The sequence below is a fragment of the Phaeobacter sp. CC-HEC084 genome (assembly GCF_059429255.1).
This window is the reverse complement of record NZ_JCAIJQ010000002.1, coordinates 425,157-438,468: the sequence shown is the minus strand read 5'-3', so window position 1 is coordinate 438,468 and position 13,312 is coordinate 425,157. Positions and strand designations below refer to the sequence as shown.

Here is a 13,312-nt window from a genome sequence, read left to right as displayed (position 1 = left end):
ACAACACGAACGGGCTGATTATTCCTGATGGGCGCCCCGCTCATCCCATAAAGCTATTGGGAGAGAGAGCATTTGCCAGAAAGTGCAGGTTCTCCCGCAGGCTGTCACGCGACGCAGGCCCACCAAGAGAAACACGCAGCTGTTCGCCCGGGCTGCCCAGAACGGTAAAGGCATCCGAGGGCATCACGCCGATCTGGCGCCGGGCCATTCGGGCGACCAATTCGGCGCGGTTCAGGCCCTCCGGCAGTTCAAGCCACAGATTGAAGGCATTGTCGGCACTGCGATATTGGACACTTGTCAGAACCTCGGCCGCAATCGCCTGCCGCGCAGCGCTTTCGTACCGGATAAAGCGGCGAATGCCATCTGCGGTACCGTCCTCGATCCACTGGGTAACCAGCGCCATAGACAGAGGTGAGGGCATCACCGACAGCGCGCGGATCGCCTGCGCCAAATGATAGGCACAGCGCGGGGTCGGCGCGATCGTAAATGCCAGGCGCAAACCTGCCCCGATGCATTTCGCAAGCCCTCCGATATGCCAGGTCAGCTCCGGCGCTGACAGCGCGATGGGCGCAGGCCCTTTGGCCGGGATAAAGCCGTAGGCATCATCTTCGATCAGCATGAGCTGGTGCCGCTGCAAGACCGCGGCCACATCCAGGCGCCGGGCTTCAGGCATGGTCAGCGTCGTCGGGTTCTGAAGCGTCGGGTTGAGGTACAGCATTTTGGGCCCGTGTTCGCGGATGGCCGCATCCAGCGCATCCGGCAGAATGCCGTCCTCATCCATCTCGATCCCGACCAGACGCAACCCGAACCGCCCGGCCACGCTGCGGAAACCCGGATAGGTAATGGCCTCGCAAAGCACCGTATCCCCGGGCTGGGTATTGATCGACAGAATAGCAGCCATTGTTGCATGGGCGCCGGGAGTGACCGCAACGCGTTCCAGCGCTGGCACCATGCCCCGCATGCTGAGCCAGCTTGAGGCAGCCACCCGATCGCGCTCCGACCCGGTCGCGCTTTGATAGCGCAGCAGATCAATAAGATTGGCCGATACATATCCCAGTCCCTCCTGCATCCGGCGGCGTAGGCCGGGATCGTTGGGTTCGGGCGGCATGTTCATCAGCAGATCCGCCTCACCGGCGCGCGACGGATCGGGGCGGTCTGTGATCACATGGTTTTTGACGAAGGTACCGCGTCCAACATGGCTTTCCACCAGTCCACGCGCCTGCGCCTCGGCATACGCTCGGGACACCGTGGTAAAGTCGATCCCCAGCGCCGCCGCCAGCCGTCGCTGCGGCGGCAGCCGCTTGCCATCCCCCAGCCGCCCGCTCCGGATGTCCTCTGCGATCGCGTCTGCAATGGCCTGGTAACGGGGTTTGCCGCTTTCGAGCGCGTCGGGAATCCAGTCGATCATCTGTGTCCTGCCATTAGGGTTATGAGGTCATATGCGATGCCCCTGTAAAATTGATGGGACAATTGTATGCCTTCATGGAATCATTGACCGGATGAGCGCAACTCCCGCGCTGCGTTTGAACCGTATTTCGGTCAAATTCGTGGATTCCTGGAGCGTAATCGCTCAAAATTCCAGCATAATGCCTGAAGATGTACCCGCTTTGCGTCTTTTATTGTATGTATATTACACTGCTTATTGATGCAATCAATTTGACCGCGCCATCCCTGTAGACACCATCAACAAGGAGGCCAAAATGCCTGAAGTCACCAAGGAAGCGCACAAGGACGGAGATTTCTTCGTCAACTACGAAGAAAAAGTCTTTGAAGACGTCAAAGCAAAAGAAGGCGAGAAGGCCCTTGTCACCTTCCACACCGTCGCCTTCGAAGGCTCCATCGGCCTGGTCAATATCCTCAACGCCATCCGCTTGAACCGCAAAGGCTATGAGACCTCGATCCTGCTTTACGGTCCCGGCGTGACCCTGGGGATTCAGCGCGGTTTCCCGACGCTGGGTGACGAGGCCTTCCCGGGCCATCAGAACTATGCCGCGAACATGAAGAAATTCATGAGCGAAGGCGGCAAGGTCTATGCCTGCCGGTTTGCTCTGCAAGCGCTCTACGGCCACGGCGAACCCTCGCTGCTGCCCGGCATCACCCCGATCGCTCCGCAGGACGTGCTGGACTGCATCCTGCTGCACAAGAACGCCGACGCGGTCATCCTCGACACCTGGACGGTTTAATCCACGACACCACGGGGGCCTTGTTCGGTCCCCGGCCCCGAGCCGTCTATTCCGGCGGCTCGGCTCCTCCCGAAACCAGAGGCACAGCCATGCGAACCGACACCATCCGCGCCGCCGCCGTCCAAATCGCACCGGACCTGTCCGGTCGCGCAGGCACCATAGAACGCGTGCTCAACGCAATTGCCGACGCCGCCGACAAGGGCGCGCAGTTCATCGTCTTTCCCGAAACCTTCGTGCCCTATTACCCCTATTTCAGCTTTGTGCTGCCACCGGTCCAGCAGGGTGCCCCTCACCTGGACCTGATGCAGGAAGCGGTCGTCGTGCCCTCGCCGGAAACCGAGGCGGTGGCAGATGCCGCCCGCAAGCGCGGGGTCGTGGTGGTGCTGGGCGTGAACGAGCGCGATCACGGCTCGCTTTATAATACCCAGCTCATTTTCGACGCCGACGGCACGCTTGCCCTGAAGCGCCGCAAGATCACGCCGACCTACCATGAACGCATGGTCTGGGGTCAGGGCGACGGCGCTGGTCTGAAAGTGGTGGAGACGAAGGTCGGCCGTGTCGGTGCTCTGGCTTGCTGGGAACATTACAACCCGCTGGCGCGCTATGCGCTGATGACCCAGCACGAGGAAATTCACGCCGGCCATTACCCCGGCTCTCTCGTCGGCGACATCTTCCGCGATCAGATCGAGGTGACGATGCGCCATCACGCGCTCGAATCCGGCTGCTTCGTGGTCAATTCCACCGGCTGGCTCAGTGAAGAACAGATCAGCCAAGTTCACCCGGATCCGGCGTTGCAAAAGGCCATGCACAGCGGCTGCATGACCTGCATCATCTCTCCCGAAGGGCGCCATCTGGCCGAACCTCTGACCTCTGGTGAAGGCATCCTGATCGCGGATCTCGACATGAAGCTTGTCGCCAAGCGCAAGCGGATGATGGACAGCGTTGGCCATTACGCCCGCCCCGAGCTTTTGTCGCTGAACCACAACGCAAGCGCTGCCCAGACGCGCCACGTCACCGAACCCACACCGGACCTGCAGGAGGATTGTCAGGATGCTTGATCACGCCGAACTCATCACCGAGTTGCAGACTCACGGAATGCGACTGGTCGACCCCAGCGCCGGACAGGAAAGCCGCCGCGGCGGCGCAGGGCCATCGGATCACAAGGCCATCACCATCGGTGAGCGCACCGTCATGATCCCGGTGCATACCGCACCCAGTTTCGACAGCCCCTACCTCGTCGAGGCGCCAGACCCCACCGGCGCCGCCCGCGTCACCCGCGCCGGGACTGAAATCGCAAAGGTCCGTTTTCCGACGGCCGCAAAGTTCTACCAGCTGAAAACAGCGGACGGCATTCCCTATAGCCATATCGCGACGCTGCATTCCAAGGATGTGCTGGCCACCACCGTCCTGCAGACCTGTATTCGCTACGAGAGCCGCAAGAAGACCTGTCAGTTCTGCTCCATCGGCCAGAGCCTCGCCGCCGGGCGCACCATTGCGCATAAGACGCCGGACCAACTGGCCGAGGTGGCCAAGGCTGCAGTCGAACTCGATGGCGTGACGCATATGGTGCTCACCACCGGCACACCTGCGGGCAAGGATCGCGGCGCCAAGGTGCTGTGTGAAAGTGCTGAGGCCATCAAGGCGGCGGTGGATCTGCCGCTGCAGGGCCAATGCGAGCCGCCCGAGGACGACACATGGCATCAGCGCATGTTCGATGCGGGGATCGAAACGCTGGGCATGCATCTTGAGGCCGTCACCCCCGAAGTACGCAAGCGCATCATGCCGGGCAAAGCCACGGTGCCGCTGGAGAAATATTTCTCCAGTTTCGAGGCGGCAGTGAAGGTCTTCGGCCGCGGGCAGGTCTCCACCTATATTCTGGCGGGACTGGGCGACAGCCGCGAGGCGATCCTCGAGATGGGTGAAAAACTCTGCGCGATGGGCGTCTATCCCTTCGTGGTGCCCTTCGTGCCGATCTCCGGCACGCCGCTGGAAAGCCACCCGAGCCCCTCTTCGGAATTCATGGCCTCGATCTTGCGCCCGCTCGGTCAGATGATCGCCCGCGCCGGTATCCGCTCTGCCGATATGAAGGCGGGTTGCGGCAAATGCGGCGCCTGCTCGGCACTGTCCAGTTATGAAAAGCTGAAGGTACCCGCAAAGGGAGCCCCGGCATGATCGAACTTGAACCACGTCATTTTCAATGCCCAGGCTACTATATCCGCGCCGCCTCAAAGGCCTTCGAGGCCGAGGGCGCAACCGCACTGCGTCACCGGGTGTTCGTCAAGGAGCAGGGAATTTTCCCGGATCACGACCGGGATGATATCGACCTGATTGCCACCCATCTGGTGGCGCTCTCCACCTATGCGCATGAGGCCGATCAGGTGGTCGGAACCGTGCGCATTCACGAAGAGGCACCGGGTCTTTGGTGGGGCTCGCGCCTAGCTGTAGACCGGGATTTCCGCGCCGTCGGACATCTTGGGGCAGAGTTGATCCGTCTTGCGGTCTGCTGCGCCAATGCGCGGGGCTGTGATCGTTTCCTGGCCCATGTGCAGATGCAGAATGTGCCTCTGTTTCACCGGATGCACTGGCAGTCTTTGGAAGAGGTCACCATTCACGGCACACCCCATATGAAAATGGCCGCCGATCTCATTCACTATCCGCCTTGCCGGGATCCTGTCTCTGGCTGGTATCACCGTCCGCGCGTGCGGGAGCATCTGTCATGACAACGCCCGCAGATCTTGCTGAGCGGTTGCGCAGCCATCCCTCCATCCGCTCCAAGCTGGGCATCGCCCATGCGACGCGGGTGCTGGAGTTGACGTCGCAGACTGCCGGACGCCCGGGCGACGACGCCGCCGCCCTACCCTGCGACGGCGGCTACGACCTCTTTGCCGGCGAAGGCTTCATCCCCGCCTTTATTGCGGATGATCCGTGGTTTGCCGGCTGGTGCGCGGTGATGGTGAACCTCTCGGACATCGCTGCGATGGGCGGGCGCGCCACCGCAGTGATCGATCAGGTCTGGGCCCCAGATGCTGAGGCGGTGAAACCGCTGCTTGAAGGTCTGCGCGACGCCTCAGCTGTCTATGGCGTGCCGCTGGTTGGGGGGCACACCAATCTCGCCGCCCCCGCCCTTGGCCTCGCGGCCTCAGTGACTGGAAAGGCGCAGCGCCTGATCACCAGCTTCGACGCAATGCCCGGCGATGTGCTGATCGCCGCAATCGATCAACGCGGCGCCTACCGCAATTTCGACAATTTCTGCGCCGCTTTAGAGGCCCCTTCCGACCGGCTGCGCGCGGACTTGGCGCTACTGCCTGCACTCGCCGAAGACGGGCTGGTGCGCGCAGGCAAGGATATCAGCCAGGGCGGCATCGTGGGCACCGCGCTGATGCTGGCGGAATGCTCGGGCGTCGGCCTCGATATCGACCTGACCGCAATCACGCCGCCCGCTGGCGTGCCGCTGGAGCGCTGGCTGCGCAGCTTCCCGAGTTTCGGCTTCCTCCTCACCGCGCCCGCCGGTCAGGCACAGGAAGTCTGCCAGCGGTTTGAAAGCCGCAACATAACCGCAGGCGTGATGGGCCGCATCAGGTCGGGCTCTGCAGTCACCCTGAGCGACATGGAAGAGACCGCGCTGTTCTGGGACCACGCCCAAACCCCCTATCTGGATCTTGGAGACCACCATGCCTGAAACATTCTGGACCGTCCGCTGGCCGGACGGCAGCGAAGAGAAACTATATTCCCCCTCCAGCGTGGTGGCAGAGCTGTTTGAAGCCGGTCAGACCTATCCGGTCCCAGACTTCCTGCACCGCTCCCGCATCGCGCTGCAACGCGCCTCCAACCGGGTGGAGCGGAAATTCGGCTACGCCTGCAGCTCTGCCATGGCCCAGCTGGACCGGATCGAGGCGAAGATAGACGCCCTTCCGCAACAGGACGGCGCCAGCATCACATGCCTGAACATCACGCAATGAGGAACAGCACCATGAAAGATACCCAGACCCCCCATATTCCGGTGGTCATCGTCGGCGGCGGTCAAGCCGGGCTTTCGACAGCCTATTGCCTCAAACAGAAAGGCATCGAGAGCATCATCTTCGAGCGCCATGAGAAATTCCACTCCTGGCGTAACAACCGCTGGGACAGCTTTTGCCTTGTCACCCCCAACTGGCAATGTCGCCTGCCCGATTTCCACTATGACCGCGAATATGGTGGCACCGATCCTGACGGTTTTATGCTGAAGGACGAAATCACCGCCTATGTCGATGCCTTTGCAGAGATGACCCAGCCGAACCTGCGCGAAGGCGTGGATGTCACCCAGGTCGTGCCGCGTGATGGCGGCTTTACCGTCGAGACCTCGGTGGGCACATGGACCTGCGAGCAGGTGGTGATCGCCACTGGCGGATACGACACGCCCATCGAACCGGCCTATGCCAAGAACCTGTCTCCCGAGATTTTTCAGATGCACTCGGTCGACTATCGCAACGTCCAGCAGTTCCCCGAGGGCGGCGTTCTGATCGTCGGCACCGGCCAATCCGGCGTGCAGCTAATGGAGGATTTCACCCGTGCGGGCCGCGACGTCCATCTGGCAGTCGGCCCTGCGCCGCGCAGCCCCCGCAAATACCGGGGCCGTGATGCGACCGACTGGCTTTATGACGCGGGGCATTACAACGTCACCATTGCCCAGCACCCGGACCCGCACAAGGCGCTGACCCAAACAAACCACTACATGTCAGGCCGCGATGGCGGCAAGGAAATCGACCTGCGCAAATTTCATATCGATCACAGCGTAGAACTTTACGGCTCCCTTGCGGACATGGACGGCACGGCGGTCAAGTTCCTGCCAGACCTCACAAAAAACCTTGATGACGCGGACCGCTCCTACGTCGGCATCCGCAACCAGATCGACGCCCATATCCAATGGGAAAGCATCGATGCCCCGGTCGAACCGCCCTTCGAAAAAGTCTGGGAGCCCGCAGAGGAACGCACCGAGATTGATCTGGCGGAGGCGGGAATTTCTTCCGTGCTCTGGGCCATCGGGTTCCGGCCCGATTATTCCTGGATCGAAGCCGATGTGTTCGACGCGCGCGGCAAGCCTGTCTTTGACCGCGGCGTGACTGCGCAACCAGGGCTGCATTTCATCGGTCTTGGCTGGCTTAACACCTGGGGGTCAGGCCGGTTCCTCGGCATCGAAGAAGACAGCCGCTATCTGGCAGATCAGATCGCGAAGCAGATCCACACCGGCGTCAAGCAGTCTGAGTATGCGTAAATTACGTTCCACGGCTGGAGCACCTGCATCGGGTGCTCCGGCTTGGGCCTGGGGAGGGGCCTCCACTACTATGGCCGGGCCTTCAGGAAGCGCTGGACGGGCTATCACGCCCGAAGTCGGGTCGAAGCGAAGATGCGCTGCCTGAAAGCCTTCGGAGAACGCATCGACGCCAGAGACCCCGACCGCCAGACCGACGAAATCCACATCCGCATTTCCCTCATGAACCGCTTCTCGGCCCTCGTCACCTCCAAGATCCAACGCGTGTCATAACGACAACGGAGAAAGTGGAAGTCACATCTCACGCGTGGGTAATGCAACAACGCCCACTTGAACGGACTACATCACAGAAAGTATTCTAATCGCAAAGGCTTGCAAGGTGCGTATGTCCTGTGTGGATGACTCCTGCATTGCAAGCGATTTTTGCGATTGCGATGGTCTGTCAGTACAGTCGTGTGTCCGGCCTGTTTGCGTGGCTATTGCCACTGGCCCTGATGAGTTCCGCAAGCGAGGTTCCTATCGGCTCAACGACCACTGGGGGCCGCGACATTCGTCGGAGTGTCCTTGCTCTTGGTTGACTTCGTTTCGCATCATCACATCAAGCGTCTTGCATCTCTTGGCAGGATCAGGCGATCGGCTGCCGGGTTGTAGTCAAGGATTTTGGTTGCCAGCCCTGTACCGTGGAAAAAGCCAAAGACCAGCGTTGCAACCTTGGTATTGGGTTGAACCCCGAACCAGCGCTGGTAGGCTCCGAGGTTATCGAGTTCCTTATAGACGACGGACAGGCCGATAATGGCATCCACGACATAGGCATTCACGCCCCAGCCGAACCATACCCCCATCAGCATCGTGGTCGAGTGACCAAGCGCGAAGAGGCTGACGTAGATGGCCACGTCCTTCATTTTGTAGAGGAAGAAGACGACGCCCACCAGGAACAGGATATGGTCATATCCGGTGACCATGTGCTTGGCCCCAAGATACATGAAGAGCGCTTCAGCCAAGCCAAATGTATGGCCCTTGATGGACGAAACTTTGCCGGCCTTTTCCACTTCATCCACGACAAGAACCGGGTTTGCAACGCGCGCCTGCAGAATGGTCTCCAGCAAGCGCCCTGGATGCGCACTGCCCCAGCCGCGCTGGGACCCTACAACGCCGAACGATGCATTCTCACTAGTAGCTTCGACAACGGCCGTCGGGACTGTGAGAAGCTGCCCGAGGCGCCGCGCCCAGTGGCTTTTTCCGATACCCGGCGGCCCATCCAGCAGAATGGGCGGCAAACGCAGACCCGGCCACCCTTCGCGCACGGACCGGCGCATCGCATGCCATACGGCCTCTGTCGCCGGAGCCATCCAGGGCATTTCCCCGTGCAGCTCGGCCGCCAGTTCATCAGCCTGGTGTTCAGTAGCGATTGCAGCGAGCCTGACGCCATCACGCAGCACAGCGAGCCGCTCCCTGTGCTCTCGGGTGAGATGCCCTATGCGGGAAGCTGCCTTCCGGCGTTCGAGAAGAAGATCAACACGGCACTTGATCCGGGCTCGTTCCTGGTCGCTGGGGCTGATGGAGTGGCAGTGCCTTGCGGCGTTTTCACTGCTGTCTGCGTGCTCTGCACCAGCGTTGGTATCTGACAGCTCCCGGCTGCGTAGGTCGCGCAGGTGCTGCACAAACCGTTTTTCCAGAGTGTAGGTGGTTTCATCCGGGTTGAAAAACCGGGCTTCGATGAAGGGGATGCGGGACATCAGATTAAGACCTATGGCAAAGTTGGGCTATTGGCCGGGAGCGCTCCGGCCACTCAACAAGGAACTGGCTGTTGGGTTTACAGAAAAACGGGCTTGCGGCTGCTTGATGCGGCCACCTGGGTCCAATCGATCCCTTCGAACAGGGCGTCGAACTGGACTTTGCTCAAAGTGACAGGCCCGGCTTGCGGTTTCGGCCAGGTGAAACGCTTACCGGTCAACCGTTTCATGATCAGCACGAGGCCTGAACCATCCCAAACCAGAATCTTCAACCGGTCGGCGCGCCGTGAGCGGAACACGTAAATCGCCCCTGAATAGGGGTCGAGATCGAAATTGTTAGACACACAGGCTGCAAGCCCGTCCATACCCTTGCGGAAATCGACCGGCTCTGAGGCAAGGTAAATCCGGAAGTTGTTCGCAGGAGAAATCATTGTGCTGCCCTCACAGCCCGCAGAACTTCCACCAGGTGATCGGCAGGATAGCCAGGGGGTATCTCAATGGCTGCCGTTCCGATACTGATCCGGCAGGAGGGGCCGGTTGTAGTCTCGCGGTCATTCTCGCGAGGAGGCTCGGCCAGCCGCTGGACCGCCGGAGCAACGACCTCGACAAAAGCTGGGCTCTTCCCGAAAGTGTCGGCCTTCTTAACCCAGAGAGCGACCAGAGATTTGTTGGCGCCGATCTCCTCAGCCGTCTCGCGGATTCCGGCTCCAGCTAGGATCTTTTGAACAGCCTTGGCACGGAGCGCGTCTGGCCATTTCCGCCTCCCGGTTGGGGAAACAGGAACCGTGATCCCCCACACTTTCACCTCTTCCGGCATCATTCCATCCAGCATTGCCACCTCCTTTCTTCAGGTGGCGCCAGTATCTCAAACCCCTTATTTTATTGAAACATGGGGTCTTTGCACCGCTTACGGCTTGGTTGCGGTCGTATCGCTTTTGAACGTCGAGGAAATGGCCGCCCGCATGTGCAGGCGGCCACCAATTTATTACCCTGAGCTCTTTGTGACTTCAACAAATCGGCGTTTACGATGTCGGCGCTCACCGTCAGTGATCCGTGCGAAAAACCTTCGTAGAGGATTAACTGGCTGCTCTGCAGCAGCTTGTCCTGCATGATTGCCACTGTCTTGTACGGGTCGCCAGTACCTTGCAACGCGGTTGTTCATTGGATGATGTGTGGGATCGCGATAGTCCCAGACGCCCGCAATGCATACCAAATGAGACAATACTGGCCGCAAAACGGGTGTCATGCCGCTCGGCGCTTCTACTCCGCAGGTCGTCCTTCGGGTGTATAGAGAGCGGCCTGAAAATCGGGTTGGTAGTCGTAGCGGACCAGTTTCTTCAGCCCCAGCGATTTGATGAATGTCGAAAGCGGGCCATCGGACAGGTTCAGTTGAACATCATCAGAGCTACTACTGCTGGCCTTTTGAAATGCTCTGACATCGCTGTAGCCGTGAGACAGCTGCCCTTCTGCATCCAAATTGGTGAAGTTCATTCGCGATATGGCTGGGGTGGCCCCGCTGACATCCAGCTTTTTGCCGACCATCGAGAAGTCAAAATTGCCGCTTTCGTCGTAATAGGTGAAAGCCACGTTATCGCCCTCGGCGTCATAGCCGATAGGGATCAGCCATTTGGGAAGGTTATAGCCGATAACACCACGCACGCGCGCCAGTTCGGTATCCACCGGCAGTTTCAGCACATATCCCCACATGCTCTTGTCGTTCAGTTCCCCCATCAGAGAAATCAACCCGAGATTGCCCGAGTGCGGTTTCGTTGTGACGATGGAGACCGATAGCTCATTGTAAGAGTCATTGTCGCAATAATGGTAGGCGTAGGAGGTAAAGGCGATCAGGCCCTGACCGGGCGTAACGGAAATGGGTTGCACCAGTTCACGCACCTTCGCTGGGATCAAGGTTTTGATGCGGTCCATATCAGCCGTGTAAATGGCGGTGATGCTTGTGTTGCTGTAGTAGAAATTGGGCGAATAGGTGGTAAAGCCTACGTCCTCGCGTTGTTTTTCCAAGGTTTCGAACCAACCCAAGTCGATATCCGGCCGTTCTTCCGCAATCACCGACAGGGGCGGATTGGACCGGTAGCGGTCGTATAACCCGCCTTTCAGGACTGGAACATCGAAGCCCGCTAGGTCAATCACGGTGCTTTGACCCTGTATGCCGTCCGGCGGTAGTGCGCTGGCCATGGTGCTGCTGGATACACTGGTAATCACAGCCTTACTCAGAAACAAGTTGGGGACGAACAGCAGGAAGGTAGTGACGGCCGCAATGCCGAGCAATATTTTGGTGATTTTCATTGTTCCGGAACTCCGCTTGGTATGTGTCATTTCAGCCTTCGCTCTGAACCGAGCGACGCCGAAGCCAATTCCGGTAAATGCGGTTACGAGACCAGGTCAGAGCTTGTTGCGCAATTAACGCCCAAAGCGGAGATACCGATGATTTTGGCTGTTTTCCGTGACCCATTCGGCGCAGTTGAAACTTTGCGATGCCCATGCGCGCCATGCTGGCGATCCCTTGTTTTTTGAACCCGACTTCAGGCAGTTCAACATTATGCCCCTCTTCCCGCCAACGGTTGGGCAAATCCGGGGCAAAGGCCAATGCCTGCGCAATGCCGACCATTGCCACACCGTCAAGGCCGTCTTTTGGAACAAGCGCATTTTCCGCGACTTCCCGGCGGCGGATTCCACCCGTCACCATGATCGGCATAGTCGCTTCGCTCTGTATGTCGCGGGCGAAGTCGACGAAATAGGCTTCGCGCGCTCGCGTGCTGGATTTTTGCGGGGCACCGTGCATGGCGGGGCTTTCATAGCTGCCGCCTGAAATCTCGACCAGATCGACAGGCAGGTCGTTCAGCAGTCGGACAACCGCAATCGCATCCTGTGTATCAAAGCCGCCTTTCTGGAAGTCAGCCGAGTTGAGCTTTACCCCCAGGCCAAAGTCGGGAGTAACTTTCTCACGAACTGCCTTCACGATCTCGACCAGAAGGCGGGCACGGTTTTCAACTGATCCGCCCCATCTGTCATCGCGCCTGTTGGTCCTGGGCGACAGGAATTGGCTCAGCAGATAGCCATGCGCGGCATGGATTTGCACTCCGTCAAAACCCGCCTTCTGCGCCAGTGCCGAAGTCGTTGCGAATTGCTTGATCACATGCTCAATGTCGGCGTCGGTCATGGCGCGCGGGATGGCAAACATCTTGGAGAACTCGCCCATGTCCATCGGCACCGCTGAGGGTGCAATTGCTTGCGGGTTGTTTGCAGCAAAGACCTGGCGGCCCGGATGATTGATCTGCATCCAGATTTTACCTCCGCCGGACTGCCCTGCCTCCGCCCATTTTCTAAACGCTTCCAATGGTTGGTCAGGATCAAGGATCACCCCACCTGGCCCGGTCACTGCGTCTGCCGCAACCATGACATTGCCGGTCAGCAGCAAGCCTACCCCCCCTGCGGCCCATTGACGATAAAGCGTCAACAGCGCGTCGCTAGGAGTATGCTGCTTTGAAGCCATGTTTTCTTCCATAGAAGCTTTGGCGATACGGTTCGGAATGATTTGCCCACCAGGCAGTGCAAGCGGTTCAAACAAGCGGGATTGTTGTGCAAGATCGGTCATTTCATTGCTCCTCGACATCTCTTGCAACCCCATATAGGGTTTAAACCTAGGTTGAAGGTCAAGGGCCAAAGATGAAGATTGGTGAAATCGCTCGCAAAGCCGGGGTTACGACCTCACGAATTCGGTTCTACGAAAAGCGGGGCATTATCCCACATGCGACACGGAATGATAACGGGTATCGCGAATACTCACCCGATCTGATCAGACAGTTGGGGTTCATCGAACAGGCACAGAAGCTGGGCTTTACGCTAAACGAAATTCGGGATGTTGAGCCTGGATCTGGCGCCCATCCGGTATCCTGCGCCGTTGCGGTGGAATTGCTTACTCAAAAATTATCCGCTGTGGATGAGTTGATCGCGACAGCACGTCAGCGAAAGAAAGACATCAAGGCGTTGATCGTCCAGTTACAGCAGGATGACGGGGCAGCCGTGCCACTAGTCACCTCTTCAACAAAGCGAACATCGCCTTGATGCTGTCCAACGGCAGCTTCGTCCGCTCTGCCGACCTTCATCATCCGAAAATGCTGCACCACGGA

The 13,312-nt window shown here is 59.3% G+C and carries 13 protein-coding genes and 3 pseudogenes; 9 read left to right on the top strand and 7 right to left on the bottom strand.

The genetic code is table 11. The features are described 5' to 3' along the window. Nucleotides 1-40 precede the first annotated feature (40 nt). Complete coding sequence (locus tag AC5SSZ_RS02485) at nt 41-1,408, bottom strand: aminotransferase-like domain-containing protein (protein WP_495436691.1); 1,368 nt, start codon at nt 1,406-1,408, stop codon at nt 41-43. Nucleotides 1,409-1,700: 292 nt separating this feature from the next. Between AC5SSZ_RS02485 and AC5SSZ_RS02480 the strand changes: the two genes are divergently transcribed. From AC5SSZ_RS02480 to AC5SSZ_RS02445, 8 genes and pseudogenes are all read left to right on the top strand, one after another. Next, on the top strand, nt 1,701-2,183 hold the full coding sequence (locus tag AC5SSZ_RS02480) for an MSMEG_0572/Sll0783 family nitrogen starvation response protein (RefSeq protein ID WP_274830929.1): 483 nt from the start codon (nt 1,701-1,703) through the stop codon (nt 2,181-2,183). Nucleotides 2,184-2,272: 89 nt separating this feature from the next. Further along, nucleotides 2,273-3,241, top strand: a complete 969-nt coding sequence (locus AC5SSZ_RS02475; RefSeq protein WP_495436689.1) for a Nit6803 family nitrilase — start codon at nt 2,273-2,275, stop codon at nt 3,239-3,241. Next, nucleotides 3,234-4,355 carry an MSMEG_0568 family radical SAM protein gene (locus AC5SSZ_RS02470; RefSeq protein ID WP_495436687.1) on the top strand — a complete coding sequence of 374 codons (1,122 nt, stop codon included), beginning with the start codon at nt 3,234-3,236 and terminating at the stop codon, nt 4,353-4,355. The genes AC5SSZ_RS02475 and AC5SSZ_RS02470 overlap by 8 nt, the downstream gene beginning before the upstream one ends. After that, nucleotides 4,352-4,903, top strand: coding sequence for an MSMEG_0567/Sll0786 family nitrogen starvation N-acetyltransferase (locus tag AC5SSZ_RS02465; RefSeq protein ID WP_274869090.1), 552 nt, complete (start codon nt 4,352-4,354; stop codon nt 4,901-4,903). Before AC5SSZ_RS02470 ends, AC5SSZ_RS02465 begins: the two co-directional genes overlap by 4 nt. Next, nucleotides 4,900-5,862 (top strand): sll0787 family AIR synthase-like protein, encoded by a 963-nt coding sequence (locus AC5SSZ_RS02460; RefSeq protein ID WP_495436685.1) that lies wholly within the window; start codon nt 4,900-4,902, stop codon nt 5,860-5,862. Before AC5SSZ_RS02465 ends, AC5SSZ_RS02460 begins: the two co-directional genes overlap by 4 nt. Beyond that, complete coding sequence (locus tag AC5SSZ_RS02455; RefSeq protein WP_274832306.1) at nt 5,855-6,142, top strand: MSMEG_0570 family nitrogen starvation response protein; 288 nt, start codon at nt 5,855-5,857, stop codon at nt 6,140-6,142. The genes AC5SSZ_RS02460 and AC5SSZ_RS02455 overlap by 8 nt, the downstream gene beginning before the upstream one ends. A gap of 11 nt (nt 6,143-6,153) precedes the next feature. Then, nucleotides 6,154-7,434, top strand: coding sequence for an MSMEG_0569 family flavin-dependent oxidoreductase (locus AC5SSZ_RS02450; RefSeq protein ID WP_495436683.1), 1,281 nt, complete (start codon nt 6,154-6,156; stop codon nt 7,432-7,434). A 54-nt stretch (nt 7,435-7,488) separates the two neighbouring features. Then, a pseudogene (locus AC5SSZ_RS02445) lies at nt 7,489-7,704 on the top strand (IS5/IS1182 family transposase); the annotation flags it as partial. A 350-nt stretch (nt 7,705-8,054) separates the two neighbouring features. On the opposite strand, the pseudogene AC5SSZ_RS02440 reads toward AC5SSZ_RS02445, so the two are convergent. From AC5SSZ_RS02440 to AC5SSZ_RS02415, 6 genes and pseudogenes are all read right to left on the bottom strand, one after another. Next, nucleotides 8,055-8,453: pseudogene (locus tag AC5SSZ_RS02440) on the bottom strand (HupE/UreJ family protein); the annotation flags it as partial. Between the two features lie 63 nt (nt 8,454-8,516). Continuing rightward, nucleotides 8,517-8,747: pseudogene (locus AC5SSZ_RS02435) on the bottom strand (AAA family ATPase); the annotation flags it as partial. 497 nt (nt 8,748-9,244) lie between these two features. Further along, on the bottom strand, nt 9,245-9,595 hold the full coding sequence (gene tnpB, locus AC5SSZ_RS02430) for an IS66 family insertion sequence element accessory protein TnpB (protein WP_495436681.1): 351 nt from the start codon (nt 9,593-9,595) through the stop codon (nt 9,245-9,247). Continuing rightward, a complete protein-coding gene (locus AC5SSZ_RS02425; protein WP_495436679.1) occupies nt 9,592-9,996 on the bottom strand; it encodes a transposase in 405 nt (134 codons plus the stop codon). The genes tnpB and AC5SSZ_RS02425 overlap by 4 nt, the downstream gene beginning before the upstream one ends. A 428-nt stretch (nt 9,997-10,424) precedes the next feature. Then, entirely contained in the window at nt 10,425-11,468 is a 1,044-nt protein-coding gene (locus tag AC5SSZ_RS02420; protein ID WP_495436677.1) for an acetoacetate decarboxylase (ADC), read from the bottom strand. 31 nt (nt 11,469-11,499) lie between these two features. Further along, nucleotides 11,500-12,777 carry an NADH:flavin oxidoreductase/NADH oxidase family protein gene (locus AC5SSZ_RS02415; protein WP_495436675.1) on the bottom strand — a complete coding sequence of 426 codons (1,278 nt, stop codon included), beginning with the start codon at nt 12,775-12,777 and terminating at the stop codon, nt 11,500-11,502. Between the two features lie 71 nt (nt 12,778-12,848). Here AC5SSZ_RS02415 and AC5SSZ_RS02410 point away from each other — a divergent pair, with 71 nt between their 5' ends. Next, the gene (locus AC5SSZ_RS02410) at nt 12,849-13,247 is read left to right on the top strand and encodes a MerR family transcriptional regulator (protein ID WP_495436673.1); all 399 of its coding nucleotides are present in this window, start codon (nt 12,849-12,851) and stop codon (nt 13,245-13,247) included. Nucleotides 13,248-13,312: the final 65 nt, after the last annotated feature.

Bases quoted from the DNA above. Each gene is read 5' to 3' on its own strand.
- AC5SSZ_RS02485 (WP_495436691.1), bottom strand. From the start codon at position 1,408: ATGATCGACTGGATTCCCGACGCGCTCGAAAGCGGCAAACCCCGTTAC.
- AC5SSZ_RS02480 (WP_274830929.1), top strand. From the start codon at position 1,701: ATGCCTGAAGTCACCAAGGAAGCGCACAAGGACGGAGATTTCTTCGTC.
- AC5SSZ_RS02475 (WP_495436689.1), top strand. From the start codon at position 2,273: ATGCGAACCGACACCATCCGCGCCGCCGCCGTCCAAATCGCACCGGAC.
- AC5SSZ_RS02470 (WP_495436687.1), top strand. From the start codon at position 3,234: ATGCTTGATCACGCCGAACTCATCACCGAGTTGCAGACTCACGGAATG.
- AC5SSZ_RS02465 (WP_274869090.1), top strand. From the start codon at position 4,352: ATGATCGAACTTGAACCACGTCATTTTCAATGCCCAGGCTACTATATC.
- AC5SSZ_RS02460 (WP_495436685.1), top strand. From the start codon at position 4,900: ATGACAACGCCCGCAGATCTTGCTGAGCGGTTGCGCAGCCATCCCTCC.
- AC5SSZ_RS02455 (WP_274832306.1), top strand. From the start codon at position 5,855: ATGCCTGAAACATTCTGGACCGTCCGCTGGCCGGACGGCAGCGAAGAG.
- AC5SSZ_RS02450 (WP_495436683.1), top strand. From the start codon at position 6,154: ATGAAAGATACCCAGACCCCCCATATTCCGGTGGTCATCGTCGGCGGC.
- tnpB (WP_495436681.1), bottom strand. From the start codon at position 9,595: ATGATTTCTCCTGCGAACAACTTCCGGATTTACCTTGCCTCAGAGCCG.
- AC5SSZ_RS02425 (WP_495436679.1), bottom strand. From the start codon at position 9,996: ATGCTGGATGGAATGATGCCGGAAGAGGTGAAAGTGTGGGGGATCACG.
- AC5SSZ_RS02420 (WP_495436677.1), bottom strand. From the start codon at position 11,468: ATGAAAATCACCAAAATATTGCTCGGCATTGCGGCCGTCACTACCTTC.
- AC5SSZ_RS02415 (WP_495436675.1), bottom strand. From the start codon at position 12,777: ATGACCGATCTTGCACAACAATCCCGCTTGTTTGAACCGCTTGCACTG.
- AC5SSZ_RS02410 (WP_495436673.1), top strand. From the start codon at position 12,849: ATGAAGATTGGTGAAATCGCTCGCAAAGCCGGGGTTACGACCTCACGA.